The sequence below is a fragment of the Pannonibacter sp. XCT-53 genome (assembly GCF_009915765.1).
GTDB lineage: Bacteria > Pseudomonadota > Alphaproteobacteria > Rhizobiales > Stappiaceae > Pannonibacter > Pannonibacter tanglangensis.
This window is the reverse complement of sequence record NZ_JAABLQ010000003.1, coordinates 89,454-116,334: the sequence shown is the minus strand read 5'-3', so window position 1 is coordinate 116,334 and position 26,881 is coordinate 89,454. Positions and strand designations below refer to the sequence as shown.

Annotated in this window: 23 protein-coding genes; 12 read left to right on the top strand and 11 right to left on the bottom strand. The window is 68.1% G+C overall.

Translation table 11 applies throughout. From position 1 onward, the window contains the following. The first annotated feature begins 4 nt into the window (after positions 1-4). The 3 genes from GWI72_RS17535 to GWI72_RS17525 all read left to right on the top strand — a co-directional run bounded on the left by GWI72_RS17535 (position 5) and on the right by GWI72_RS17525 (position 2,454). On the top strand, positions 5-514 hold the full coding sequence (locus GWI72_RS17535) for an MmcB family DNA repair protein (protein ID WP_161709501.1): 510 nt from the start codon (positions 5-7) through the stop codon (positions 512-514). Between the two features lie 108 nt (positions 515-622). Beyond that, positions 623-2,269 (top strand): FAD-binding domain-containing protein, encoded by a 1,647-nt coding sequence (locus GWI72_RS17530; RefSeq protein WP_161709500.1) that lies wholly within the window; start codon positions 623-625, stop codon positions 2,267-2,269. 2 nt (positions 2,270-2,271) lie between these two features. Continuing rightward, positions 2,272-2,454, top strand: coding sequence for a DUF2256 domain-containing protein (locus tag GWI72_RS17525; protein ID WP_209000182.1), 183 nt, complete (start codon positions 2,272-2,274; stop codon positions 2,452-2,454). A 9-nt stretch (positions 2,455-2,463) separates the two neighbouring features. On the opposite strand, the gene coaBC is transcribed toward GWI72_RS17525, so the two are convergent. Next, on the bottom strand, positions 2,464-3,669 hold the full coding sequence (gene coaBC / locus GWI72_RS17520; RefSeq protein WP_161709498.1) for a bifunctional phosphopantothenoylcysteine decarboxylase/phosphopantothenate--cysteine ligase CoaBC: 1,206 nt from the start codon (positions 3,667-3,669) through the stop codon (positions 2,464-2,466). A 14-nt stretch (positions 3,670-3,683) separates the two neighbouring features. Beyond that, positions 3,684-4,964 (bottom strand): penicillin-binding protein activator, encoded by a 1,281-nt coding sequence (locus GWI72_RS17515; protein ID WP_348272714.1) that lies wholly within the window; start codon positions 4,962-4,964, stop codon positions 3,684-3,686. Between the two features lie 176 nt (positions 4,965-5,140). Between GWI72_RS17515 and rsmI the strand changes: the two genes are divergently transcribed. The 3 genes from rsmI (at position 5,141) to gshB (ending at position 8,439) form a co-directional block, all read left to right on the top strand. Next, on the top strand, positions 5,141-6,091 hold the full coding sequence (gene rsmI, locus GWI72_RS17510) for a 16S rRNA (cytidine(1402)-2'-O)-methyltransferase (RefSeq protein WP_161677677.1): 951 nt from the start codon (positions 5,141-5,143) through the stop codon (positions 6,089-6,091). Further along, positions 6,088-6,510: a YraN family protein gene (locus GWI72_RS17505; RefSeq protein WP_348272713.1), complete on the top strand. Its 423-nt coding sequence runs from the start codon at positions 6,088-6,090 to the stop codon at positions 6,508-6,510. The genes rsmI and GWI72_RS17505 overlap by 4 nt, the downstream gene beginning before the upstream one ends. Before the next feature lie 984 nt (positions 6,511-7,494). Next, on the top strand, positions 7,495-8,439 hold the full coding sequence (gene gshB, locus GWI72_RS17500) for a glutathione synthase (RefSeq protein WP_161709497.1): 945 nt from the start codon (positions 7,495-7,497) through the stop codon (positions 8,437-8,439). Between the two features lie 69 nt (positions 8,440-8,508). Here gshB and GWI72_RS17495 read toward each other — a convergent pair whose 3' ends face one another. After that, a complete protein-coding gene (locus GWI72_RS17495) occupies positions 8,509-9,330 on the bottom strand; it encodes a cyclase family protein (RefSeq protein WP_161709496.1) in 822 nt (273 codons plus the stop codon). Between the two features lie 297 nt (positions 9,331-9,627). On the opposite strand from GWI72_RS17495, the gene GWI72_RS17490 reads away from it, so the two are divergent. The 3 genes from GWI72_RS17490 (at position 9,628) to GWI72_RS17480 (ending at position 15,421) form a co-directional block, all read left to right on the top strand. Continuing rightward, positions 9,628-11,154 (top strand): YifB family Mg chelatase-like AAA ATPase, encoded by a 1,527-nt coding sequence (locus tag GWI72_RS17490; RefSeq protein WP_161709495.1) that lies wholly within the window; start codon positions 9,628-9,630, stop codon positions 11,152-11,154. 692 nt (positions 11,155-11,846) lie between these two features. Beyond that, the gene (locus GWI72_RS17485; RefSeq protein WP_209000169.1) at positions 11,847-14,165 is read left to right on the top strand and encodes an ATP-binding protein; all 2,319 of its coding nucleotides are present in this window, start codon (positions 11,847-11,849) and stop codon (positions 14,163-14,165) included. Positions 14,166-14,545: 380 nt separating this feature from the next. Next, positions 14,546-15,421, top strand: coding sequence for a GNAT family N-acetyltransferase (locus GWI72_RS17480; protein ID WP_244314402.1), 876 nt, complete (start codon positions 14,546-14,548; stop codon positions 15,419-15,421). 411 nt (positions 15,422-15,832) lie between these two features. Here the strand turns inward: GWI72_RS17480 and GWI72_RS17475 are convergent, their stop codons facing one another. Further along, positions 15,833-16,144 (bottom strand): DUF1330 domain-containing protein, encoded by a 312-nt coding sequence (locus tag GWI72_RS17475; protein ID WP_161677683.1) that lies wholly within the window; start codon positions 16,142-16,144, stop codon positions 15,833-15,835. A gap of 663 nt (positions 16,145-16,807) precedes the next feature. On the opposite strand from GWI72_RS17475, the gene GWI72_RS17470 reads away from it, so the two are divergent. Continuing rightward, positions 16,808-17,749 (top strand): diacylglycerol/lipid kinase family protein, encoded by a 942-nt coding sequence (locus GWI72_RS17470; protein ID WP_161709492.1) that lies wholly within the window; start codon positions 16,808-16,810, stop codon positions 17,747-17,749. A 190-nt stretch (positions 17,750-17,939) separates the two neighbouring features. On the opposite strand, the gene GWI72_RS17465 is transcribed toward GWI72_RS17470, so the two are convergent. The 7 genes from GWI72_RS17465 to GWI72_RS17435 all read right to left on the bottom strand — a co-directional run bounded on the left by GWI72_RS17465 (position 17,940) and on the right by GWI72_RS17435 (position 24,171). Beyond that, entirely contained in the window at positions 17,940-18,380 is a 441-nt protein-coding gene (locus GWI72_RS17465) for a hypothetical protein (protein ID WP_161709491.1), read from the bottom strand. Positions 18,381-18,382: 2 nt separating this feature from the next. Next, positions 18,383-18,682: a DUF883 domain-containing protein gene (locus tag GWI72_RS17460; protein WP_161709490.1), complete on the bottom strand. Its 300-nt coding sequence runs from the start codon at positions 18,680-18,682 to the stop codon at positions 18,383-18,385. A gap of 116 nt (positions 18,683-18,798) precedes the next feature. Then, entirely contained in the window at positions 18,799-19,554 is a 756-nt protein-coding gene (locus GWI72_RS17455; RefSeq protein WP_161709489.1) for a PRC-barrel domain-containing protein, read from the bottom strand. 371 nt (positions 19,555-19,925) lie between these two features. Beyond that, positions 19,926-21,014: an ABC transporter ATP-binding protein gene (locus GWI72_RS17450; RefSeq protein WP_161709488.1), complete on the bottom strand. Its 1,089-nt coding sequence runs from the start codon at positions 21,012-21,014 to the stop codon at positions 19,926-19,928. A 3-nt stretch (positions 21,015-21,017) separates the two neighbouring features. After that, positions 21,018-21,899, bottom strand: coding sequence for a carbohydrate ABC transporter permease (locus GWI72_RS17445; RefSeq protein WP_179956228.1), 882 nt, complete (start codon positions 21,897-21,899; stop codon positions 21,018-21,020). After that, positions 21,896-22,819 carry a carbohydrate ABC transporter permease gene (locus GWI72_RS17440; RefSeq protein WP_179956227.1) on the bottom strand — a complete coding sequence of 308 codons (924 nt, stop codon included), beginning with the start codon at positions 22,817-22,819 and terminating at the stop codon, positions 21,896-21,898. The genes GWI72_RS17445 and GWI72_RS17440 overlap by 4 nt, the downstream gene beginning before the upstream one ends. A gap of 107 nt (positions 22,820-22,926) precedes the next feature. Beyond that, the gene (locus GWI72_RS17435) at positions 22,927-24,171 is read right to left on the bottom strand and encodes an ABC transporter substrate-binding protein (RefSeq protein WP_390806971.1); all 1,245 of its coding nucleotides are present in this window, start codon (positions 24,169-24,171) and stop codon (positions 22,927-22,929) included. Positions 24,172-24,403: 232 nt separating this feature from the next. Here GWI72_RS17435 and GWI72_RS17430 point away from each other — a divergent pair, with 232 nt between their 5' ends. Continuing rightward, positions 24,404-25,441, top strand: coding sequence for a LacI family transcriptional regulator (locus tag GWI72_RS17430; RefSeq protein WP_161709487.1), 1,038 nt, complete (start codon positions 24,404-24,406; stop codon positions 25,439-25,441). A gap of 60 nt (positions 25,442-25,501) precedes the next feature. Then, on the top strand, positions 25,502-26,746 hold the full coding sequence (locus GWI72_RS17425; RefSeq protein ID WP_161709486.1) for an AGE family epimerase/isomerase: 1,245 nt from the start codon (positions 25,502-25,504) through the stop codon (positions 26,744-26,746). Positions 26,747-26,881 lie beyond the last annotated feature (135 nt).

Sequence of the window (26,881 nt, the reverse complement as noted above, 5' to 3'; positions counted from 1 at the left end):
GGGAATGAGTCTGACGGTCCCCTCTTCCGGCAATCGCATTGCCCTCGACGACCCCTTAACGGACGGACGCCAGTCCGAGACCGCCCTGAAGGTCTGGCGCGGCACCGCCCGGCTCCTGCGCCTGCAGGGCTTTGTCTGCCTGCCCGAACTGACGCTGGCCTCCGGCCGCCGGGCAGACCTCATCGCGCTCGGCCAGAAGCAGGAGCTGGTCATCGTCGAGGTGAAGTCGTCCATCGCCGACTTCCGCGCCGACGGCAAATGGCCGGATTACCGCGCCCATTGCGACCGGCTCTATTTCGCCACCCATCCCGACGTGCCGCAGGAGATTTTCCCGGAAGACGCGGGCCTGATCCTGTCCGACGGCTTTTCGGCCGACATCCTGCGCGAGGCGCCAAGCCATCCGTTGCCGGCGGCCACCCGCAAGGCAGTGACCCTGCGCTTTGCCCGGCACGCAGCCCAGCGGCTGCATGACCTGATCGATCCGGATGCCCGTTTCCACACCGGGTCAGTCTGAGGCACGCCCGGTAATCCTCCGCGGGCCGGCCTGCGTAGACGCGCGAGAGCTGGTTGTATCTCCATCCTTGCGGCTGTGCCGCCTCCCTGGTGTTCCGTAGCCGGTACCATGACCGAGTTTCCGCCCCTGCAGGTCGTCTGGTTCAAGCGCGATCTGCGCAGCTTTGATCACCAGCCGCTGGTCGAGGCCGCGCGGCGGGGCCCGGTGCTGCCGCTCTATATCGTCGAGCCCGATCTCTGGCGGCAACCGGATGCCTCCGGCCGGCATCACGCCTTCCTTGCCGAGTGCCTGCACGAGCTGCGGCAGGATCTGGCCCGCCTTGGCCAGCCGCTGATCATCCGCAAGGGGGCTGCGGTGGAGGTTCTGCGCGCCCTGCACGCCCGGCGTGGCATCGCCACCCTCTGGTCGCACGAGGAAACCGGCAACAGCTTCACCTATGCCCGCGACCTGGCGGTGAAGGCCTTCTGCCGCGAGGCCGGCATTCCCTGGGAGGAGCCCCGCCAGACCGGCGTCATCCGCCGCCTGAAGAGCCGAAACGGCTGGGCGCAGCGCTGGGACCGCGACATGCGCCAGCCGCTGCTGCCCGAGCCGGCGCTGACGCCGCTGCCCGGCATCGAACCCGGTCCCCTGCCGACGGCGCAGGACCTGGGCCTTGCCTCCGACCCCTGCCCCGGCCGCCAGCGCGGCGGCCGCCGGGCCGGCCTTGCCTGCCTCGACAGCTTCCTGACCCAGCGCGGCCGCACCTATCGTGCCGCCATGTCCAGCCCGGTCACCGGCTTCGATGCCTGTTCGCGGCTGTCGCCGCACCTGGCCTTCGGCACCCTGTCGCTGCGCGAGGTCACGCAGCGGGCCGAGGACCGGCTGCGCGCCCTGGTCGAGAGTGGCGATAGCGGCGCCGCGCGCCAGTGGCAAGGCGCGGTCGGATCGTTCCTGTCCCGCCTGCACTGGCATTGCCACTTCATGCAGAAGCTGGAGGATGCGCCCGAGCTGGAGTTCCGCAATCTCCACCGCGCCCACGACGGCCTGCGCCCGCGCGAACCCGACGCCGCCCGGCTCGCGGCCTGGTGCGCGGGCGAGACCGGCCTGCCCTTCGTCGACGCGACCATGCGCGCGCTCAATGCCACCGGCTGGATGAACTTCCGCATGCGTGCGATGCTGATGGCCGTGGCCGCCTATCATCTCTGGCTGGACTGGCGGGCCCCGGGCGAACATCTCGCGCGGGCCTTCACCGACTACGAGCCGGGCATCCACTGGCCACAGGTGCAGATGCAGTCCGGAACCACCGGCATCAACACCATCCGCATCTACAACCCGGTCAAGCAGGGGCAGGACCAGGATCCGCAGGGCGTCTTCATCCGCCGCTGGGTGCCGGAACTGTCCGAGGTGCCGGATGCCTTCCTTCATGCACCCTGGACCTGGGGCGGCGCGGCGGCGCTGCTGGGCCGACGTTATCCCGAGCCCATCGTCGATCCACTGGCGGCCGCCCGCGCGGCCCGCGACCGGGTCTGGGGCCTGCGCAAGGAGCGCGAGTTCCACCGCGAGGCGGACCGGATCCAGGACCGCCACGGCAGCCGCAAGGCCGGCATCGCCAACCGCGGTCAGCGCAGCGAAGGGGTCCCGGCCGCGCGCAAGGGGCGGACGAAGGCGGCTCCGGATGGACAGCTCAGCCTGTTTGCAACCGGTGCCGAACCTGCCTCCGCCGGATCCGACCCGGAGCCCCATCTCGACCCCGCTCAGGCAGGCCAGATCACATGAAGATGCGCAAGAAATCCGATCTGCCGCAGAAGACCTGTGTCACCTGTGGCCGCCCCTTCACCTGGCGCAAGAAATGGGAAAAGGTGTGGGACGAGGTTCGCTACTGCTCCGACCGCTGCCGCAACGAGCGTGGCAGCAAGGAGCGTGGCAGCAAGGAGCGGAAGCAGGCCACGCCCGGCGCTTAAACCGTCGTCTCAGGCCAAAGCGGCGGCAATCCGCGCGGCGAGACGACGCGCGACCTCGCCCTTGTCCAGCGTCGGCCAGTCTTCCACGCCGGCTGCCGAGACGATGCGCACCGTGTTGGCGTCGCCGCCCATCACGCCGGTTTCCGGGCTGACATCGTTGGCGACGATCCAGTCCGCGCCCTTGCGCGCCAGCTTGGCCTGCGCATTGGCAATGAGGTTTTCGGTTTCTGCCGCAAAGCCGACGACGAGCCTCGGCCGCCGGTCGCCCAGATGACCGACGGTTGCCAGGATGTCGGGATTTTCCGTCAGGGCCAGCGCGGGCGGCCGGCCGGAGCCGTCCTTCTTGATCTTTTCCGCCCCTTCCGCGGCCACCCGCCAGTCGGCGACGGCGGCGGCCATGACGGCGGCATCCGCCGGCAGCGCCGCCTCGACGGCCGCCAGCATCTGCCGCGCCGTCTCCACATGCACCGTGGTGACGCCCTTCGGATCGGGCACGGTCACCGGACCGCTGACCAGCGTCACCCGGGCGCCGAGCGCGGCCAGGGCAGCGGCGATGGCGTGGCCCTGCTTGCCGGAGGAGCGGTTGGCGATGTAGCGCACCGGGTCGATCGGCTCATGCGTGGGACCGGAGGTGATGACGACATGCCGTCCGGCAAGAGGCCCGGGAGCCGGCACCAGCATCGCCGCGACACGCTCGGCAATCGCCAGCGGCTCGCTCATGCGGCCAACACCAGCCTCACCGCTTTCCGCCATCTCGCCGCGCTCCGGACCGACAAAGGCAATGCCATCTGCCGCCAGCCGCGCCACATTGCGCTGCGTGGCCGGATGGCTCCACATCGCCGGGTTCATCGCCGGGGCCAGCAGCACCGGCAGGCGGGTGGCCAGCAGCACGGCCGTGGCCAGATCTCCGGCCAGACCGGCGGCCATCTTGGCCATCAGATCCGCCGTCGCCGGGGCCACCAGCACCAGATCCGCCTCGCGCGCCAACCGGATATGTCCCACATCCTGCTCGGCCTCCCGGTCGAACAGGTCGGTGTAGACACGGTCGGCGCTGAGCGCGCCCGCTGCGAGCGGCGTGATGAACTCCTGCGCGCCCGCCGTCATGATCACGCGCACCGCCGCGCCGCGCTCGCGCAGGCGACGGATCAGATCCAGCGACTTGTAGGCCGCGATCCCGCCGCCGATGATGAGCAGGATCCGCTTGTCCGTGAGCATGGGTCGGGAAGCCTTCAGGAGGGCGTGCGGAAATCGCGCGGGGCTGGCGAGATCACCTTGGGTCCGGTCGGGGTGATCTCATAGACCGCAAGGCCGCGCTCGTTCTCGCCGTTGGGCAGGAAGCGGAACACGCCGTCAATGCCGAGGAAGCCGTCGCGGTTGGTGAGCACCTGCGGCGAGAAGCGCTGCGGTCCAGCGGAGCGCACGAGGCCTGCGGCGAGGATCGTGCCGTCATAGGCGAGCGTCGCGTTGCGCGGCGGGGCGCTGCCGTAGGCAGCCTGATAGCGGCCGGCGAGCGCATCGAACCCGGCCCGCTCCGGCCCGGGGAACCAGGCTCCGGCCATGACCGGGTTGCCCGTCACCTGCGCCGCGTCCCACTGGCCACTGCCCAGAACCTTGACGTTGCCGAGGTTGACGCCCTGGGTGATCAGCGTCTGCATGACGAAGGGCGCGACGCTGGCCGCCGGCACGAACAGCGTGTCGGCCTGTGGCAGCAGCGTGCCGATGGCCTGGGTCTTGGCGGCAAGATCCGACGTGTCCGAGCCTGAGACCTTGTAGCGCTGCACGCCGACGATGCGGCCGCCGACACGGCCCACTTCCTGGCGGAACGCGGCTTCCGCCACCGAGCCATAGGCATCATCCGGCAACAGGGCGACGAAGGACTTGCGGTTCTGCTTGCTGGCAAAGTCGACGATGCGTCTGACATCGCCCGCCGGCAGGAAGGACAGGAGGTAGACGCCCGGTCCGGCGACCGAAGTGTCGGTGGAGAAGGCAACGATGGGCACGCCCGAGGTCCGCGCCACGCTGGCTGCTCCCGCCACGGCCGGAGCGAACACCGGACCGAGGATCAGCTCGGCGCCTTCGGCGATCGCTGCCTGCGCGGCCGCGCGCCCGCCCTCGGCGGTGCCGGCCGTGTCCTTCACCAGAAGCTGGATGTCCGAGCCCTGGAAGTCCTTGAGCGCCAGTTCGGCGGAGTTGCGGAACGTGTTGGCGATCGCCGTCGCCGATCCGCCCGCGGTCAGCGGCAGCAGCAACCCGATGCGCACCGTTCCGGTGCCGATGGTCTGTCCGGTGACGGCCGGGGTGGAGGGGGTCGCCGGCAGGCTCTGCAGGCCTTCGGGGGCGGTGCCCATGGTCGAGCCCATGCACCCGGCCAGCAGCCCGGCGGCGGTCAGCATGCCCGCGACCCGCAGCATCCTGCGGCGCAGCCCGGCAAACCGGGCGGCGCGCGCGCCGGTCACGCCGGCGGCAAAGCCGGCAAATGGGGCAGTGGCGGCAACTTTTGCGTTTTCCACTCGGGCCTCCTCGCATCCGCGCTCAAAAACCATTACGAATTCAGAACGTTCCTGTCCAGCCGCGTGAACACCGTGCCGCCTGCCGCGGCACGATTTGCGCAATGCGTCTCCCGGGCCAGGAAGTCCAGTCCGTCCGGCCTTCTCCGGCCGGCAGATGCGAAGGAAAGAGCAGATCCATGACGGACCACGGGGCTGAGACCGGCGCCGGCCGCCGCTATTTCATCGGCCAGCATGCCTATGCCGCACCGGCCCAGGACAGCGCGCTCTACATCGTTTCCACGCCCATCGGCAATCTCGGCGACATTACCCTGCGCGCGCTGGAAACGCTGGCGGCTGCAGATGTCGTTGCCTGCGAGGACACCCGCGTCACCGCCACCCTGATGCAGCGCTTCGGCCTCAAGGCGCCGCTCCTGCCCTATCACGAGCACAATGCCGAGCGGCAGCGTCCGCGCCTGCTCGCAGCCCTCGCCGAAGGCCAGGTCGTGGCGCTGGTCTCGGATGCCGGCACCCCGCTCGTGTCCGATCCCGGCTACCGGCTGGTGCGGGACGTGCTGGCCGCCGGGCATCGCGTGGTGCCCATTCCGGGCGCCTCCGCCCCGCTGGCCGGACTGGTCGCCTCGGGTCTGCCCACGGACACGCTGCTCTTTGCCGGCTTCCTGCCGCAGAAGGCCGGCGCGCGTCTGCGGCGGCTGTCCGAGCTGGCGCCGATGCCGGCCACGCTGGCCTTCTTTGAATCGCCCCATCGCCTGGCTGCGTCACTGGCCGCCATGGCCGAGGCCCTCGGTCCGCGGGAGGCCGTCGTCGCCCGCGAGCTGACCAAGCGCTTCGAGACGTTCCAGCGCGGGACCCTGGCGGAGCTGGCCGCCTTCTATGCCGACAACCCGCCAAAGGGCGAAATCGTCGTGCTTGTGGGTCCGCCGGCCCCGCAGGCGCCGGCAGAGGACGCCGACGATGTCGAGGCGCTCCTGCGCGACGCGCTCGCCCGTCAGCCCGTGGCGGCTGCCGCCAAGGAGATTGCCCGCCGAACCGGCCGGGACCGGACCGAAATCTACCGCCTTGCCCTTGCGCTGAAGGCGGAGGCCGGCGAGAGTGACGCAGTCCCCGGCATGGATGCGCCCGACACGTGACCAGCACGCCCTCTGCCCTGCCCCCGACCCGTGGCCAGCGGCGCGACCAGCGCCGTGACCGGCGTCGCGCCTACCGGCTGGGGCTCGGGGCCGAGAGCCTGGCGGCGCTGCTGCTGCGGCTCAAGGGCTGGCGCATCCTGGCCCGCCGTTTCCGCTCCGGCGCCGGCGAGGTGGACCTGATCGCCCGGCGCGGCGAGGTTCTTGCCTTCATCGAGGTCAAGGCCCGCGGCACGCGCAGCGCCGCGCTCGAGGCCGTCACCGCGACCGCGCGTGGCCGCATCATCCGCGCCGCCCGCATCTTTCTCGTCCAGAACCCGGACCAGGCCGACACGGTCCAGCGCTTCGACCTTGTCCTCGTGTTGCCCTGGCGCTGGCCGGAGCATGTCGTCGACGCCTTCCAGGCCACCCACGACCTCTGATCCGGCTCCGGACCAAGGCCCGCGCGGTCGCCCGCCCACCTTGCCCGTGTTCGCCGGCAGGGCGTTTCCGGCCGGTTCCGGGCGGTTCCGGGCGATGTCGAGCGGTGCCAGCCGGTGCCAGGCAGGCTCAGGTGCGGCCCCTGGTTGTCCCTGCAAGCAGGTGCAGTGGCGACCCGCGAGGAGCCGGATCCGGGAGCTCCCCGTTCTGGCGTTGTCCAGGCCGCGACAGGCGGCCGTACCGGCGCGCTGAGCGGGCGCACCACCGGCACCACCCGCCTGACCGCCGCCGGGCGCGGTCAGGCCTGTCGTTGATCCCCCTCTTCCCCGTCCTGCCCTGCGCCGGCCTGCCCTGCGCGGGCACGCCCTGCGCGATCCGCAGTCTGCCCAATCCAGCACCTGCTCAACCCGCCGCCTGTTCAACCCGCCGCCTGCTCCAGACCGCTGCCTGTTCCAGCCGGCTACCTGCCCAAACCGCCGCCTCCGTGCCCGGTCGCGCTTCGTCCGCCGGCCTGCCCGTGGCGTTGCCCGGTTGAGCGCTCCGTTCAGTGCCCGGTTGACCGGCCCTGTCTCATGCCGGCCTGTGTTCCACCTCTCGTTCCAGCCCCGTTCAGGTCTCGCGCCGGCGTCCGGTTCACGCCGCGGGCCGCTCCTGCAGTCTGGCCCGGATGACCGGTCTCCAAGGCTCCTCCCTCGGCCCCTCCCTTGACCAGTCCCTCGACCAGTTCCTCGGCCGGCACGTCACCTGCTCCCTTCTGAAGCTTGTCGCCCGGCTTGCCATCCGTCCGCGGCCCGGGTCCTGAGCCGGCCCGCAACCCTGGCGGCAGGCGGGCCGCCGTCGTCCCGCCTGTGGGCCCCCGGACCGGTCTTCAGACGGCCAGCGACAGCGGCATCGTCATTCTGGACAAGCCGGTCCAGAAATCCCATATCATGTCCTCCTACCCGATCCGCGCCGGCAAGTTCCGGCGCCCCTTCCGGAGAGTTGGCATGTCGCTCAAGGTCGCGGTCCAGATGGACCACATCTCGTCCATCAACATCGTGGGCGACAGCGCCTTCGCGCTGATGCTGGAGGCTCAGGCGCGCGGCCATGCGCTTTATCACTACACGCCGGACCGGCTTGCGCTGCGCGACGGCAAGGTCTTTGCCGCGCTGGAGCCGGTGACCGTCCGGGACGAGAAGGGCAACCACTTCACTCTCGGTACGCCCGAGCGCTGGGACCTGTCGCAGATCGACGTGATCCTGATGCGGCAGGATCCGCCTTTCGACATGGCCTATGTGGCGGCGACCCATCTTCTGGAAAAGATCCATCCGCAGACACTGGTCGTCAACAATCCGGCCGAGGTGCGCAACGCCCCGGAAAAGCTCTTCGTCACCGAGTTCGCCGACCTGATGCCCCCGACGCTGATCACCCGCGACCGGGCCGAGATCGATGCCTTCCGGGCCGAGCATGGCGACATCGTCATGAAGCCGCTGTTCGGCCATGGAGGCGCGGCGGTGTTCCGCATCACCGAGGACGACCTGAACTATGGCTCGCTTTATGACTTCTTCGCGGTCACCTTCCGCGAGCCCTGGGTGATCCAGCGCTTCCTGCCCAACGTCAAGCATGGCGACAAGCGCATCCTGCTGGTCGACGGCGAGTTTGCCGGCGCCGTCAACCGTGTCCCTGCCCCCGGCGACCTTCGCTCCAACATGGTGCGCGGCGGTTCGCCGGCCGAATCCGATCTCAGCGACCGCGAGCGCGAGATCTGCGCCCGGATCGGCCCGGCCCTGAAAGCCAGGGGCCTGCTCCTTGTCGGCATCGACGTCATCGATGGCAACCTGACCGAGATCAACGTCACCGCTCCGACCGGCATCCGCGCCGTCAAGCGCCTCGGCGGTCCCGACATCGCCGTCCGGGTCTGGGACGTCATCGAAGCCCGCCGGCGCGGCTAGCCAGGGCCGCGATCCCGGCAACGGTAAGCGGTACAACCGGCCACCCGCCTCACCGGCATCCGGTGTCGGTCACACCAGGGCCAGCACCCGGGCCGGTCCTCCCGTTCCGCCCTTGTGTTTCGGCGCGCCGACGACGAGCGTCGCGCCGGTCGGCGGCAGCTGCTCCAGATTGGCGATGCACTCGATGCCCCACCGGTTGCTCGGCAGCCACTTGTAATGTGTGGCGAAGTCCGGCGAGGCGCCGAAGTCGAGGGACAGGGTGTCGACCGCAATGCCGACGACCTTGGCCTCCTCGATGAGCATCGCCGCCGCCTCCACATGAAACCCCGGGAAATGCATCCCGCCCTTGTCGTCGGGATTGCGGAACTTCGGGCTGGCAACATGCTTGTCCCACCCTGACAGCATCGCCACGCAGGCTCCCTCCGGGATCGGGCCGTGGGCCGCGATCCAGGCCTTCAGGTCGTCCGGGGTCAGCTGGGTGTCAGGGTTCTCCACCGCCCGCGCCCGGATGTCGACGACCGCAAGCGGCGCAACCAGATTGCCGACCGGGATCTCGGCCACGGACTGGCCATCTGCGGAAAAATGTAGCGGTGCATCCACATGAGTGCCGGTATGTTCGTTCACCCGCAACTCGTAAAGGTTGAACTTATCCTTCGCATAGTCGAAGAGCTTGGTCGCAAAGAACTGCTGCTGACCGAAGAATGTCGGGAAGCTCTCGCTCAGCTCGTGGGTCAGGTCGCTGACCTTGGTCGGAATCGCCGCCATGGCCGGAATTGCGCCGCTTGTCGCCGTTACGGCAGCGGCAACACTTGCGCCAGCAGCGAGCCGGAACATGTCGCGGCGCGACAGCATTCGCGACTTCACGGCAGACATCACACAGGCATCACACATGGCAGGCTCCCCCGTTTGACCGCGTCGTGTCGGCCCGGGACCGGCTCCCGGCGCAACGCGGGTTCACCCCCGTGTCGCCACGATGGTTCGGGCCGTGACGCTGCAGCACAGGCCAGGCGCGAGGAGGGACACGGGTTTCGATGGTCCGGCGCTGTCTTCCGCAACGGCCGGCGACCATCATGCTGCGCCGGATCGGCGGGAACCGCAAGAGGGCCGAGCGAATTTATGTTCTCTTTACGTTCTTGACTCTCCGAAAGGTTGTCGTATCGTCAGTCTCGACTTTTTCGGGAGGTTGGCATGGTCAGTCGCGTAACGACAGTGGCTTTTCAGGGCGTCGAGGCGCTGCCGGTCGATGTCCAGGTCATGGTCGGGGCGGGGGCGGTTGCCTTCACCATCGTCGGCCTGCCTGACAAGGCGGTCGGGGAGAGCCGGGAACGCGTGCGGGCTGCGCTCCTGGCCTCCGGACTGGCGCTGCCGGCCAAGCGCGTGACGGTCAATCTCGCGCCGGCCGACCTGCCGAAGGAAGGCTCCCACTACGACCTGCCGATCGCGCTCGGCATCATGGCCGCGATCGGCGCGATCCCGGGCGACATGCTGCAGGATTACGTCGTGCTGGGAGAACTCGGGCTCGACGGCCGCCTGGCTCCGGTGGCCGGTGTCCTGCCGGCCGCGATCGGAGCCAACGCGCTCGACAAGGGGCTTATCTGCCCGGCGGACTGTGGCCCGGAAGCAGCCTGGGCCGACGCGGACATGGCCATCCTTGCCCCGCGTTCCCTGATCCAGCTGGCCAATCACTTCAAGGGCACGCAGGTGCTGTCCCGCCCGGCACCGAAGCTGCGCGGGCTCGCCACTGACCTGCCCGATCTTGCCGACGTGAAGGGACAGGAAAGCGCCAAGCGCGCGCTGGAGATCGCGGCCGCCGGCGGCCACAACCTGCTGATGGTGGGCCCGCCCGGAGCCGGCAAGTCGATGCTGGCCAGTCGTCTGCCCTCCCTGCTGCCGCCGCTCGCCCCGCGGGAGTTGCTGGAGGTGTCGATGATCGCCTCGCTCGCAGGCGAGCTGGGGGATGGCCGCCTCACCGACCGTCGCCCCTTCCGCGCGCCGCATCACTCTGCCTCCATGGCGGCGCTCGTCGGCGGCGGACTTCGCGCCAGGCCGGGAGAAGCCTCCCTGGCCCATCACGGTGTCCTGTTCCTCGACGAGCTGCCGGAGTTCCATCCGCAGGTGCTGGACAGTCTGCGGCAGCCGCTCGAGACCGGCGAGACGGTCATTGCCCGGGCCAATCACCGGGTGACTTATCCCGCCCGGATCCAGCTGGTTGCGGCGATGAACCCTTGCCGCTGTGGCCATGCGGGCGAGCCGGGGCATGTCTGCCGGCGCGGACCACGCTGCGCGGCCGAGTATCAGTCCCGCATATCCGGCCCGTTCCTTGACCGGATCGACCTGCGCATCGAGGTGCCGGCCGTGACGGCGGCCGATCTTCTCGCGCCGGGCACATCCGAAGGCTCGGCCAGTGTCGGGGCCCGTGTTGCCGTGGCGCGGGAAGTGCAGCGGCGTCGCTACGAGGCGCTGGGGCTTGGCAGCCGCACGAATGCGCAGCTGCCGGCAGGCCTGGTCGATGAGGTCTGCCGTCTGGATCCGGCAGGGCGAAGCTTTCTGACCGACGCGGCCAACTCGCTCGCGCTGAGCGCCCGCGGCTACCACCGCGTGCTGAAACTCGGCCGCACGCTGGCGGATCTTGACGGCCTCGGATCCGTCACCCGCCTGCATCTGGCCGAGGCGCTCAGCCTGCGCGGCGAAGACGTGTTGCGGCAGGCGGCCTGACGGGCCGTCCGCCAACGGGCCATCCGCCCGGTTCTTTGACAGGTGAAAGGGGTCGGCATCCTGATCCGCGGCGACCAATCCTGAGCCGAAGGAATTCGGAAAGGGTTTGGCAAGCATTCTTGTGTCCTCGGGAATCAGACGTGGTCCGGGTCAGGATGGCACCCGGTGTGCGGCACCCGGACCGAACGGGACACCCGGTCATGCGGCCGGGGCGAGGAGCAGGCGGGATGGCGGGCAGGGGCGAGCAGGACTGGCAGCGGCAACCGGACGCCGACGCGCTCGAGCAATGCCCGCCTGCCGCACAGGCTGCGGGGACATCCGGGTCAGACATCAGGGCTGCTGCGTCGTCCGGAGCCATCGGGAAGACCGCCGCCGGGTCTGAGGCGAGCCGGGTCGATTCCGGTGCGATCCCGGCGATCAGCCCGCTGAACGACAGCCGGCAGCCAGACATGCGCAACCCAGATCGGCATGAACCCGACGAGCCCTCGCCCTCCGCTGGATCGCCGCTCGAATCCCGGGATCAGGCAGATGCCGGCGCTGGCGCAGGATCCCGTCCGGACCGACCGTCTCGGGCTGGAAGCTCCGGCGGCGGCGCGGTCGCGGATGGGCAAGCGGCCGAACCGGGACCACGCACCGGCCGCGCCTGCCCGAAAGCCGGTGACACCGGTCAGGGCCCGTCACCGGAGCCGACCGTGCCCGGATCACGGCGCGCCGGTTCTGCCCTTTGGGACGCTGGCCTTGCGCTGGCGGTGCCGCTCCTGCCTGTTTCGGCCCTGCTTCTCGTCGGCGGCACCGCACCTGACCGCGTTGCAGCGGTTGCGCTCGCCTTTCTGGGGGGCGCACTGGCCGTCCATGTGCTGCGGCGGGACGATGTTCGACGGGACCGATCCGCAGAGACCGGGCCTGCAGTGGCGCCCGGCGGAGCAGCAGCCGAGGGAGCAGCCGGGGCCGGTGACGAGCATGAGCGTCTGCGTCGCCAGGTCGAGCGGCTGGAAGATGAAGCCTGGGAACTGCGTGAGGCCGTGGAACGGCAGGCCAGCATCCTGCAGGCCCTCGGCGATGTCGTCATTCGCCGTGACATGGCGGGCTCGGTTCTGTACGTCAGTCCGGCTGCCTCGGCGCTGTTCGAGCCGGCGGTCGTTCCGAGGCCGGGCCTACCGCTGGAGCTGCCGCTTGCCGCGCCCGAGGGAGCCGAGCTTCCGGTCGGCGATGTGGTGTTCGGAGACATCCGCCTGCTCACGCGGCAGGGACCGCGCTGGTTCTCGCGGCTTGACGTCATTGTCCGGGACGGCAAGGCCGACCAGCCGCAGATCCAGACCCTGTTGCGTGACGTGACCGACCGGCGCCTGATGGAAGAGGATCTTCTGGCGGCGCGGCACAGCGCCGAGAGCGCCAGCGAGGCCAAGTCCCGGTTTCTCGCAACCGTCAGCCACGAGATCCGGACCCCGCTCAACGGCATTCTGGGCATGGCGGCCCTGTTGCGCGACACGCGGTTGACGCCGGAGCAGACTGCCTATGCCGATGCCCTGCAGACCTCCGGCGAGACGCTCCTGCTGCTCATCGACGAACTCCTCGACTTCTCGCGGGCAGAAGCGGGGCGACTGACGCTCAATCCTGCCCCGTCGCAGCTGGCCCCGCTGTGCGAGCAGGTGGTCGAGCTTCTGGCCCCGCGAGCCCAGGCCAAGGGCCTGGACATCGTCCTGACCCTCGCGCCCGAGGTGCCCGCCGAGGTCACGGTCGACGCCAGCCGCCTGCGGCAGATCCTGTTCAACCTCGCCGGAAACGGCGTCAAGTTCACCGAGACGGGAGGGGTTGCCGTCGAGATCGGCATCGAGCCGGCGCACTCCGGCGGAACACTCGTCCTCGATGTCGCCGATACGGGCATCGGCTTTGCTCCCGATGACGCCGAGCGCCTCTTCGGCGAGTTCGAGCAGGTCGACCACGGTCCGGCCCGTCGCTATGGTGGCACCGGCCTCGGTCTTGCGATCGTGCAGAGACTGGTCACGTTGATGCAGGGCAGCATCGCTGCGCATGGCGCTCCGGGCGCCGGTGCCCGCTTCACCGTGCGGTTGCCGGTCCCCGAAGTGCCGGCCGTGCCCCGCCTGTGGCCGGAACTCCGCCATCGTCGCATAGCGGTCGTGTCATCGGGCGCGGTGGAAGCGGCAGCGCTTGTCCGCCAGCTGGAAGCGCACGGCGCCGCAGTCGACCGGCTGCAGCCTGGCGCAACGCGTCTGACCGAGGCGCTCGCCGATGCGGACCTCGTCTGTCTTGATCATGGGTCGGTGAGTGATGGCGCTGCGTGGCTTGCGGGCGCCCGGGCGGCCGGGTGCCGGGCACCGGCGGTTGTCTTCATCACGCCGGCCGAGCGCGAGCGTCTCGAGCGGCTTCGCGCGGCCGGATTCGCCGCCTATCTCATCCGGCCCGTCCGAAGCCAGTCGCTGGAACGCACCCTCACCGGCCTGCTGCGCGCCCCGTCCGACACCGACGCCGGTGTAGGCCAGGGTCTCTGGGAGGCGGGCGGGAGCCTGAGGCCGGCGGCCAGGCAGGGGAGCTCGAACCCGGCCTCGGCAGGCAAGGCAGGTCTCGAGCAGGGGAACACCGACCGGCCCAGCCATCGTCTCGCGCCAGCGCGCCCCCTGCGGCTGTTGCTTGCGGAAGACAATGACATCAACCGGCTGCTCGGAGAGGCGCTGCTGCGCAAGCTCGGCCATGAAGCGGAGCTGGTCACCAACGGGCACGAGGCCGTCGCGGCTGCCAGCCACAGCACCTATGATGCCATCCTGATGGACCTGCACATGCCGGGTCTGGACGGGTTTGCCGCCATCGAGGCGATCCGGACGGAGGAACGCAGTACAGGCCGTACCCCCGTGCCGGTGATCGTCGTGTCTGCCGACGTCATGCCGGCGGCCCGGGACCGGGCACTCGAGCTGGGTGTGCTCGACTATCTCACCAAGCCTCTGAGCCAAGCTGCGGTCGAACAAGTCCTGAGCCGGATAAATTTGCGTTTCTGATCCTCTTGCACCGGACGCTTCGCGAGGCGACATAAGGACCATGAACATGTGGCTGGGACCGGGACGAAACCGGACCTCCAGTCTCCGGCAATGTCATGCTACTGTTGGAAAACTGTGGTCTACAGCGCGCTTAAGGTTGCGTTAAGCTCTCCGGGTCGGGCCTTATGTGCCCGTCAGGCGGGCGGTACAGGCCCCGGCTCCCGGCACGTGAGCCAACAAACAATCACCTGACACAGGCTGGTCTGATGCCGGCCATGTGGTCAGGAACCGGTGGGAACGACCGAGGAACGCAGGGAGACCGAACACATATGGTGCGGTCGGGCATTTTTTCTCCAAGGAAGCTGGTCGAGAAGTTCACCCCTTTCGTGCGGGAGCCCGGTATGGCGTCCCGCTGGTTTCCCGGTCTGACGCGTCCCCTGCGGTCCGGTCTCGCGGATGCGCCGGCCTCCCTTGGTCGCATCGGGTCGCTCGAGGTGCGCCTTGCCCGCTCCGCCAAGGAGATCAAGGCCGCACAGAAGCTGCGCTATCATGTCTTCTACGAGGAAATGTCGGCGATTGCCGATGCGCAGACGCTGGCGTCCAAACGCGATGTCGATGCCTTCGATGCAATCTGCGACCACATGCTGGTGATTGACCATGCCTCGCTGAAGCGCAACAAGATCGGCCGGCTGCAGCCGCAGATCGTCGGCACTTACCGCCTGCTGCGTCAGACCGTCGCCGATCGGCACGGTGGCTTCTACACGGCGGCGGAATACGACATCCAGCCGCTGATCGATGCCAATCCGGGGCTGAACTTCCTGGAGCTGGGTCGCTCCTGCGTGCTGAAGCCTTACCGGAACAAGCGCACCGTCGAACTGCTCTGGCACGGCATCTGGTCCTATGTCCTGATGCACCGGATCGACGTGATGATCGGTTGCGCCTCGATCGAAGGCACCGATCCTGACCGCATCGCCACCCAGCTGTCCTTCCTGCACCACCATGCCCGGGCCCCGGAAGCCTGGCGCGTGCGCGCCTTGCCCGAGCGCCATGTCGAGATGAACCGGCTGGCAAAGGATGCGCTGAATGAAAAGGCAGCGCTGCGCGACCTGCCGCCGCTCGTCAAGGGGTACCTCCGGCTCGGAGCCTACATCGGCGACGGTGCGGTGATCGACCATCAGTTCGGGACGACCGACATTCTCATCGTCCTGCCTGTCTCGGCACTCAACGAGCGATACGTCAACTATTACGGTGCCGACGCCAGCCGCTACGCCAGCTGACACGCCAACAGCCATCTGACCGGACACAACGGCTGCAACGCCCTGGCGGGAAGCGGCCTTTGCGCCCTGCGGGGTGCCGGCGGCCGCAGGTCCGTCGCAGCCGGACCCGTTGCCCCTGGCGGTGAACTCCGACGCCCCGCATCCTCGGCGGGTGAGGCAAGACGCGGTCTCGACCGTGCCGGATGGTCGGCATCTGAAGGACAGGGGCAAGGGTCGGAAAACCCGTCGTCTGCCTGCGCTGCGGGTCGGGCCGGGCAGGCGACCGCAGTCTCCTGCCCGTCAGCCGGACAGTGCTCTGGTCCTCGCGCCAGACCAGCAGGCCGATCCGGCTCCCCGATCCGGGCCGCCCATCCGTGTCCCTGTCTGTTGCCGCCGGATGGTTCGCCTGATCGGTCCGGCTGATTGTGTGCCTCAGTCATCGCCAGGTTGCGGCCCGTCATAGCCTTCGATCACGATGATGTCGGCATGGCCCGCCTTGTCGCGCAGGGCCTTGGCCGCCTGGTAGACCTCGGAGTGGTAACAGGCGAGCGCTGCGGCATGGCTTGGAAACTCGATGACGACATTGCGGCTGCGTGCGGTGCCCTCGACGGTCTCGAAGGGGCCACCCCGGACAAGGAAACGCCCGCCGAACTGACGGAAGGCCTCCGCATTCGCGGCAACATACGCCCGATAGGCCTCGGCGTCCGTGACGTCCACACGCCCGATCCAGTACCCCTTCGCCATGCGTCCTGCCTCCGTTCCGATGATCCTGTCAGGCTGCACTGGCGCAACGGGGTCTTGCAAGTGTCCGACGTCACCTGTCCTCCTGCGCCTTGAGAGGCCATCGAGGTCCCGCAGCCCGCAAGGTCCGGACCCGCGCGTCAGGCCAGAGGGCATCTCCAGCCGGCCATGCCCGGACCTTCGGGGGCGTGCCTTTCGAGGTGCGTGTCAAGGAGACAAGCCGGAAGCTCTGCAAGAAGGTCTGCCCTGACGACTGGCGCGGCGCTTGTCATGGTGCTTGTTATGGGGGGCTCGTCATGGGCGGCCTGTCGTGGGTGGCCCATCACATGCGGCCCGTTACATCCTGCATGTCATGGGGCTACCTGCGGTCCTTGCCGGCAGGTCTGCGGGCGCCCATGCGGCAAGCAGGCCTGACAGCTTCAACGCGCCGGCCCTGGATGCCAGGCAAGGATCCGCGTGCCGGGGAAGACGGCCGGCCGGGGCCAGGGCCGGCGCGGCCCTCCGGGCAGGTGCCAGGGCAGGGACATCCGCAAGCACATGGTCACGCACATGGTCATGCCCCGGGGCGCGCATCCCGGCAAACGCCGCGGCAGGCAACGCGCCGGGCCGCGCCGCGGGGCGTTCGGCCCTTGTTCTGCCCGTATCCTGCGCCTAAGTGTCGCCTGCATGCGCACCGGACGCCTCGCTCCGGCCGCGCCGGAGACCGTTGCGATGCGCTGTGTAGCTCTTTTGAACCGGGATGGCGGAACGCTCAAGACAACCGATCTCGGGAGCCTGTCGCAGCATATCGAGACGACGTTCCGGGCTGCTGGCCATGACATCAACGTCCGTGTCCTGCGCTCTGCCGAAATGAACGAGGCCCTCGCCGCACTTGCCGCCGATCCGTCGGTCGAGGTCGTCATCGCCGGCGGCGGTGACGGAACGATCTCGGCGGCTGCCGAGATGGCCTGGCGCGCCGACAAGATCCTCGGTGTCCTGCCGGCCGGCACGATGAACCTTTTTGCCCGCTCCCTCGGCGTGCCGCTGGTCCTGGAGGGGGCGGTCGTGGCGCTCGCCCATGCGCCGGTCGCGCGCAGCGACCTCGGGCTCATCGGCGACCGGCCTTTCGTGCACCAGGTCTCGATCGGCCTGCAGGCGGATGTCGTGCATGACCGGGACCGCATGCGCCATCCCTCGCGTCTGGCCAAGATCCTCGCCAGCATCCGGGCCTATCTGCGGGCCATCTTTCGCCGGAAGTCCTTTCGGGCGGTTCTCCTGGTCGATGGTCAGCGACGGCGCGGCCGCTACAGCTTTGTCGTGGTGTCGAACAATGTCTATGGCGACGGCCATATGCCCTACGCCGGCCGGCTCGATGACGGCCTGCTCGGGGTCTATACTGCCGGCCGGCTTTCGCCCCTCGCCGGGGCGCGGCTCGCTGCCGATCTCGCGCGGGGGGCCTGGCGGAGCAATCCGGACCTGATGTTCGAGCCGGCGCGGGAGGTCACCGTCAAACTCACGCGGTTCATCCGGCGGCGAAAGGGGCTGATCGACGGCGAGCTGGTTCGCCTGCGCAGCCAGTCGCAGATCCGGATCCTGCCGGCCGCGTTGAAGGTCCTGCGGCCACAGTGACCGCCGAGGCCGCACAAGCCGCACCCACCCCCCGGATGGACGGTTGGCCCGGGGCGCGACGGGAACGGGCCGGGGCGCTGACAGACCTGCATCAGGCCGGATCACGTATTCCGCTTCGCCCCTTGCCGGCCCGCCCCAGGCACCACGACCCGTTCCGGCCGGGTCCCGGACACGCAGTCCGCCCGGATGCTCAGTCCTTCGGTTCCTGACCGGCGGCGCGCCCCCGCGTGCTGCGCCGGAGCGCCAGCCCGATCCCGACGGCAACCAGGGCGGCTGTCAGGAGCGCCCCTCTCCCTCCAGAGGGCCCCAGCGTCAAGGCGGCCGTGAGGGCGACGGCCCAGCGTGCCTGACGCGCCTGCCGGGCTTTTCGCGCCCTCCGGCGCTGGCGCGCGACGGCCGCAACGCCAAGAGCCGCACAGAGCCCAAGGGCCAGCGCCGCAACCCCGAGGGCCGCCAGCGGATCGCCCGTCACCCGGATCAGACCCAGCACGGCGGCGGTCATGACCATCACCCAGGCGCTCAGGCCGAACAGCGCGGCCGCCGCGATCAGGATCGCGCTCCGCCGCGCCTCCGCAAGCCATGCCCGCGCCTCGGCAACCGATGCAAGGGCAATCGAGGCGGCCGTCCCCATGATCAGCGCCGCGCGAGCAGGGCGACCAGCGCACCGGCCCCGGCGGCAAGCGCAACAGTCCGCAGCGGATGCCGTCGCACCTGCGCGCGAAGCTCACGTTCGAGGGACGCGAGATCGCCGGTGAGCTGGGTCAGGGCGTCTTCGCTCGCGCCTTTCAGGTCATCGGCCTTGTCCGCACCATAACCGGCGATGGCCTTGCCCAGGTCGGCAATGTCGCTGCGGATCCGGGCGATCTTGTCCTCGATGTCTGGACTGCGGGGGCTGGTGCTGTCGTCTGCAGCGGTCTTGACGGAAGATGGCATGGAAATCTCCTCGAGAATCGTGGTGGTGCCGGTGCCTTTGCCGGTGCCTTTGCCGGTCAGGGGGCCGATGCCGGGGCCGGACCGTTGGCCCGGCCCGGTTGCGGGTGAGAGGGCGATCAGCGGACCAGAACGCTGGCCGGATCGGCCTTGTAGGCCTCGGCGGTATAGGTCGGCCGGTCCTTGAGGCTGTCGGCGGTGAAGGGCGTGTCGATCTTCAGCGTCCCGTCGGCGAGGCGATAGATCGCCAGGGTGTCGGCGGCGAGGGCGACCGGCTTTGCCCCGATGCCAAGAACGCCGCCAACATCAACGACATAGGCCTCGACGAGGCCGTCCGCGGACATCAGCACGTCGCTGACGTTGCCGAGCGGTGCCTGGGCGGCGCCGTTCACCTGCGAACCGACAAGCTCGCCGGTGCCGATCGTGGTGCGATCCACCAGCATCCTGTCACTGCCGGAAACCGGTCCCGTCTCGCCGCTGGTGGTCACGCCGACCGCTGTCTTCGGCTGCGGCGTCGCCTCACCCATGCCGATGGACTGCATCAGCTTTTCCGTCGCGCTCGGCCCTGTCAGCACAGAGCGGTCAAAGGACGGGGCCGCCTCCAGCTGGGCCCTGGTCAGGGGAACGACCAGCCAGCTCGTACCCCCCTGTTCCATCCAGCGAACCTGGTCGAAGGACACGGCCACGTCCTTCTCGCCCATGCCCAGAACCCCGCCCACGCCGATGATCAGTGCCTCGGCGGTGCCGTCGCGGCTCATCACCAGATCGTTCACAGTGCCGATGGTGTCGGCCTTGTTGTTCGGGTCTGCAAACACCTGTTTGCCGATCAGGCTGCTCGCCAGGATCTGTCCGGCGATTGCCTGGCCAGACGTCATGCTGGCATTGCCGGCAGCGGGGGAGGTAAGGGTAAAGATCGGCGAGCCGGCCGAACGCGCCTCACTGTTCGATGTCGTTTCGGTCTGTGCGTAAGCAGAGCTTGTAAAGAGTACAGCCGTCACGGCCGTCGTCGCAAGCATTGCGCGAAGCATGAGCGTTCTCCATGTCAGTGTCGAATTCAGTTGTCGATCGAATGTTCGCGGGGAAACGCGAGGTCTGATCTTTTTGACATCTGGAAAACGCCCGGATCTCGGATTGGTTCCCCAAAAAATACCGGAGGACGAACGGACGGTCGTCGGACACTCTGGACCAAATGAAAAGGGCGGCACCCGCCGGTACCGCCCCGTGTTCCGTAGTCAGGTTGAGCCGGTCAGGCGATCCGCTGACCTGTTGCCTTCTCGAACAGCACCGCCTTGTCGAGGTTGAGGGCGACGGACATCGTCTGCCCGGCCTCCACCGCAACCTCGGCCCTGACGCGTGCGGTCAGGGCCTCGCCGCCGTGGCGCAGGATCAGGAACATGTCGGACCCGGTCGGTTCCGTCAGCTCAACAGGTGCTTCGATATCAATCAGATGCTTGGCTGACGGGTCGGCAAGACTGCGGTCGGTGACCGCCTCCGGCCGGATGCCGAGCAGCACTTCGGTGCCCTGGGCCGGGGCGGCCGACACGGTGCCCGGCAGCGGCAGGCGCGTGCCACCGGTCAGATGCACCATGCCGCCATCGATGCGGCCGGGCAGCATGTTCATCGCCGGCGAGCCCATGAAATCGGCCACAAAGGTGTTGGCCGGCCGGTTGTAGATGTCGGACGGCGAGCCGACCTGCTGGATGATGCCTTCCTTCATGACGACGATCTTGGTCGCCAGCGTCATGGCCTCGATCTGGTCGTGGGTGACATAGACGATCGTGGCGTGGGTCGTCTGGTGCAGGCGCTTGATCTCCGCCCGCACCTCGACGCGCAGCTTGGCATCCAGGTTGGACAGCGGCTCGTCGAACAGGAACACCTGCGGCTTGCGCACCAGAGCACGGCCCATGGCCACGCGCTGGCGCTGGCCGCCGGACAGCTGCGCCGGCCGGCGGGTGAGCAGATGTTCGATCTGCAGCGTCTTGGCGACACCGCGGATGGCCTCCGCCCGCTCGGCCTTGGGCATGCCGCGCATTTCGAGGGCGAAGCCGATGTTCTCCTCGACGGTCATGTTGGGATAGAGCGCGTAGGACTGGAACACCATCGCGATGTCGCGCTTGGCCGGATGCAGGTCGTTGACCACCTGGCCGTTGATGATGATCTCGCCCGAGGTCGGCTGCTGCAGGCCGGCGATGGCGTTGAGCAGGGTCGACTTGCCGCAGCCGGACGGGCCGACCAGCACGAGAAAGCCGCCCTTTTCCAGCTCGATGTTGATCCCCTTGAGGATTTCGACGGCGCCGGCCTTGCGCACCAGATTGCGGATTTCAAGAAAAGCCATGTCTTATCCCTTCACGGCGCCCGCCATGAGACCGCGCACGAAATAGCGGCCGGCGACGATGTAGACGAAGAGCGTCGGCAGGGCCGCGATGACGGCGGCAGCCATGTCGACGTTGTATTCCTTGACGCCCGTCGAGGACGAGACGAGGTTGTTCAGCGCCACCGTCATCGGGGCGGACTCTCCGGAGGCGAAGGACACGCCGAACAGGAAGTCGTTCCAGATGTTGGTGAACTGGTAGATCACCGTGACGACGATGATCGGGCCGGACGACGGCAGCAGGATCCGCCAGAAGATGCGGAAGAAGCCGGCCCCGTCGATCATCGCGGACTTGATCAGCTCGTCCGGGAAGGCCTCGTAGTAGTTGCGGAAGAACAGCGTGGTGAAGCCGAGGCCATAGATGACGTGAACCATCACCAGCCCTGCCGTGGAATTCGACAGGCCCAGGATACCAAGCACCCGCGCCATCGGGATCAGCACCGCCTGGAAGGGAATGAAGCAGGCGAACAGCATCATCCCGAAGACGATCTTGTGCCCCGGAAAGCGCCACTTCGTCAGGACATAGCCGTTCAGCGCCCCGAGCAGCGTGGAAATCACCACGGCCGGAACGACCATCTTCAGCGAGTTCCAGAAGTAGCCCTTGATGCCGGTGCAGGTCACGCCGATGCAGGCCTCGCCCCAGGCGCGGACCCAGGCATCGAGACTGGGCGAGGCGGGCAGGGCCATCATGTCGCCCGTGCGGATCTCGTCCAGCGTCTTCAGCGACGTGGTCAACATCACGTAGAGCGGCGTCAGGTAAATGAGCGCGAAGACCAGCAGCGCGCCGTAGATGAAGTACCGGGCCGCGCGGGCGGATCCGGGGGAAACGGAATCGGCGGGCGCGCTCAACGGTCTTTCTCCCTGAGTTCGGAATAGAGATAGGGCACGATGATCGCGGCGATGCCCATCAGCATCATCACCGCGCTGGCAGAGCCGACCGCCATCTGGTTCCGGGTGAAGGTGTAGGAATACATGAAGGTCGAGGGCAGCTCGGTCGCATTGCCGGGCCCGCCACCCGTCAGGGCGATGACCAGGTCGTAGGACTTGATCGCCATGTGGGCGAGCACGATCAGCGCCGACAGGAACACCGGCCGCAGCAGCGGCAGGATGATGCGACGGTAGATCGACACGGTGCTGGCGCCGTCGATCTGGGCGGCCTTGATGATCTCGCTGTCGATGCCGCGCAGTCCGGCGAGGAACATGGCCATGACGAAGCCGGAGGCCTGCCAGACACCGGCGATGACGATCGTGTAGATCGCCATGTCCTTGTTCACCAGCCAGTCGAAGGTGAAGCTTTCCCAGCCGAGATTGCGCATCGTGTTCTCAAGCCCGAGGCCCGGGTTCAGGAACCATTTCCAGGCCGTGCCGGTCACCACGAAGGACAGGGCCATGGGATAGAGGAAGATCGGCCGGAGCACGCCTTCGCCGCGGATCCGCTGGTCGAGCAGGATCGCCAGCAGCAGGCCGATCGCGATGCAGGCCGACATGTAGAGGATGCCGAAGATCGCCAGGTTGCCCAGGGCCATGTGCCAGTTCGGCTGCGACCAGAGGCGGATGTAGGCGTCAAAGCCGGCAAAGCTATAGACCGGCAGGATCCTTGACGTGGTGAAGGACAGGGTCAGCGTCCAGATGATGAACCCGTAGACGAAGACCAGGATGAGCGCGAAGGAGGGAGCGAGGACGAGGCGCGGCAGCCCGTCACGGAGCCGGTCGGCCAGACCACGGTGCACGGGCGGCCGGGCCGCCATTGCGCTTGATGTGCCGTTCATGAGTTCTGTTCCTGCCTGAATGTGGCGAAAGGCGTGCCGGCACGCGCAAGCTGCCGGTCACGCCTCCCGATCGGCAGCGGTGATCCGCTGCCGTGCCATCGTCTCGCTTACTGGGCCGCAGCCACGGCTTCCGGCAGACGCTTCACGGCTTCATCCGTGGTGATCTGGCCGTTGAGGTGCTGGGTGACCACGTCGAAGATCGCGCTCTTCACCGCGGACGGCTGGGCATGGCCATGGGCCAGCGACCCTGCCAGGTTGCCGGTCTTGCTGGCATCGGCCAGATCCTGCATGCCCTTCTTGCCGCAGTCGTCGAAGGCGGTGTCGGCCACGTCAACGCGGGCCGGCACGGAGCCCTTCACCACGTTGAAGGACGACTGGAAGGCCGGATCCATGACGGCGGCCGCCATCTTGAGCTGTGCGCTGCGTTCCTCGCCCTCGCCGATGTCGAACATCACGAACTGGTCGGAGTTGAACAGCACCGACCCCTGGGTGCCGGGGAAGCGGATGCAGACGAAGTCGGTGCCCGGCTTCTGGCCGGCGCGCAGGAACTCGCCCTTGGCCCAGTCGCCCATCTGCTGGGCGCCGGCCTTGCCTTCGATGACCATGGCCGACGACAGGTTCCAGTCACGGCCGGAGAAGTTCGGGTCGAAGTAGGCGCGCAGCTTGCTCATCGCCTCGAAGACTTCCTTCATCTTGTCGCCGCCGAGCGCTGCCGGGTCGGCTTCGATGACGGCCTTCTGGTAGAACTCCATGCCGCCGAGCGAGAGCACGACCGCCTCCCACAGCGTGCCGTCCTGCCAGGGCTGACCACCATGCGCCAGCGGCACGATGCCCTGCGCCTTGAAGGCGTCCAGCATCTTCAGCAGGTCGTCGAAGGTCTCGGGGGCCTTGCCACCGGCCTTGTCGAAGGCGGCCTTGTTGATCCAGAGCCAGTTGGTCGAGTGGACGTTCACCGGCGCGGCGATCCACTTGCCGTCATGCTTGGAGAATTCCTGCAGGGCCGCCGGGACGACCATGTCCCAGTTTTCCTTCTGGGCCAGCTCGTTGAGGTCGCCGAGGACCCCCATGGCGGACCAGTCCTTGATGTCGAAGCCGAGCATCTGCACGGCGGTCGGCGCATCGCCGGCGGTGACGCGGGCGCGCAGCGCGGTCATGGCCTGGACGCCGGACCCGCCGGCAACCGGCATGTCCTTCCAGCCCACGCCCTGGCCAGCCAGGTTGTCCTTGAGAACGTTCAGGGCCGCAGCTTCGCCGCCGGCGGTCCACCAGTGCAGGACCTCGACTTCCTCGGCAGCGTGCGCGGATCCGGCGACAAGCGCCATGAGCGCGACGCCAGCGGCCAGTTTCTTCAACATGTCTATTTCCTCCCAAAGTCCGGCGTATCCGGTGGGCATATTTGTAACGTTACAAATCGGGGGTCTGTCAAGAGGCATGTCGCGCTTCCATTTTCATGATTAAAAACAACATGATATTGATTTATTTCAGGAAAATGAGATTCCTAAAAATAATGCTCCGCCGTCTTGGAAATTGAAACGTTTCATTGCATGCTGCGCGGATGCCGGGAAGGCAGGAAGTGGACCCCAGATGAACAAGCGGCAGGCCAGCCAGCGACCGACGCTCAGAACCATTGCCCAGATGTCCGGTCTGGCGGTCACGACGGTCTCGCGCGCGCTGGCGGACGACCCTCACATCGCGCAGGAAACCCGGGACAGGGTGCGCAAGCTCGCGGACGAGGTCGGCTATGCGCCGGACCGCGCGGCGCAGCGCCTGCGCACGGGCAAGACCAACGTCATCAGCCTCATCCTCAACCCGCATGACGAGATCCTCGGCTTCGGAACCTCGATCATCCGCGGCATCACGGTGGCCCTGCGCGGAACGCCCTATCATCTCGTCGTGATGCCGGATTTCGCCGACAGCGAGCCGCTGGAACAGGTCAGCCGCATCGTGCGCAACCATCTCGCGGACGGTGTCATCTTTTCACGCACGGAACCTGACGATGCGCGGATCCGCTTCCTGCTCGAGCGCGGCTTTCCCTTCGTCAGCCATGGCCGCTCGGAACTGGCGACGCCGCATCCCTTCGTCGATTATGACAACTACACCTTTGCCCGCCAGGCGACGCAGCGCCTGATCGCCGCCGGCAGCGAGCGGCCGGCGATCCTGTTGCCGCCCCGCCGCTTCACCTTCGCGAACCATCAGCTGCACGGGTTCATGTCGGCCGTGCGGGAGCATGGCGTCACGCACGAGATCCTGACCGACATCACGCTGGACACGCCGGGGGAGCTGATCGAGGCCCGGCTGCGGGCGCGGCTCGGGCTGCCCGGCGCACCCGACGGCCTGGTCTGTGCCGGCGAGGTCTCGGCACTGGCCGCGATCGCGGCGGCGGTCGACCGGGGACTGGAGCCCGGCCGGGACTTCCACATCGTGGTCAAGCAGACCTCGACCCTCTTCAGCCACGTCCGCCCCCGCGTTGCCAGCATCTACGAGGATCTGACGGAGGCGGGCGAGCACATGGGCCATTTCATCCTGCGCCGCATTGCCGGCGAACCGGCGGAGGCCCTGCAGTTCCTTCAGGTTCCGCCCGACCCGGTCGACGTGCCCGCCCCGGCCGTCCGGACCGCATAGCCCCCCCCCTGCAATCCCTGCCTTGAGATGGCCGCACGCCCGGCCCGGAGTGATGACAGCATGACCGACCGCATTCCCCTCGCCAGCCCCGCCCGCGAGACCGACTGGCTGACCGATCCGGTCCACCGCGCCTTCCTGCGCCGGGAGGCTGCCCGGCAGTTCGCCTTCTTCAACGCCAGCCTCCGGGCCGGGGGCGGGTTCTGGACGCTGGACTACGAAGGCCGGCCGCTGCGCGACGAGCCGCAGGAACTCCACACCACGACACGGCTGGTCCACTCCTATGCCCTCGGCAAGCAGGCCGGGCTGGTCATCTCAGATGACGTCATTGACCAGGGCATGAGCTATCTCTGGTCGCATCATCGCGACGCGGACCATGGCGGCTATGTCTGGGCGCTGGACGACACGGGCGTGGCCGACGGGCGCAAACTCGCCTATGGCCACGTCTTCGTGCTGCTTGCAGGGGCCAGCGCCCTCGATGCGGGCCATCCCGACGCGCGGCGGCTGATCGATGACGTCATGGCGATCATCGACCGTCATTTCTGGGAAGAGGACAACGGTCTTCTCTGCGATGAATACAACCGCGACTGGACGCCGTTTTCGACCTATCGCGGCATGAACGCCAACATGCATGGCATCGAGGCGATGCTGACGGCCTTCGAGGCGACGGGGGACCAGCTGTTCCTGACCCGCGCCGGCCGGATCCTCGACTTCTTCGTCGGTCGCATCGCGCCGGCCCATGGCTGGCGGCTGCCGGAACATTACAAGGCCGACTGGAGCGTTGATGCGGCCTATGCCGGCAATCCGATGTTCCGCCCGGCCGGCACGACACCGGGCCACTCCTTCGAGCTCGGACGGCTGCTGCTGCAGTACTGGGATCTGGCGGGTCGTCCGGCCGGCGGCATGGCTGCCAGCGCAAGGCGCCTGATCGAGCAGGCGCTGGCGGACGCCTGGAACGAGGCGCGCGGCGGCTTTGCCTATACGCTGAAGTTCGACGGCTCGGTCGACAATCCGAACCGCTACTGGTGGCCGGTGACCGAGGCGATCGGGGCCATTGCCACGCTGATGAAGCTCGATCCGCAGCCGTCCGATCACGTCTGGTACGCCCGGCTGTGGCGCTTTGCCGAGACACATCTGATCGACCACGCGCGCGGCGGCTGGTTCCCCGAGCTGGCGGCCGACGACAGCCTGGCGATGACCCAGTTCAAGGGCAAGCCGGACATCTATCATTCGGTGCAGGCAGCACTGTTCCCGCTGGTGCCTGGTCTGTCGCGCATGTCGAAGGGCCTGGCCGCGCTGACGGACTGACGCGGGACCGGTTCGCAACGCCAAAGCGTCGCATGGAAATCCCCTTCAGGCTCGGTTATTGTGAATCGGAAGGGGCTTTTTCGTGATGACGCGACCGCTGACAGCCATGGCTGCATGCTTGCGCATTCTGTGCGC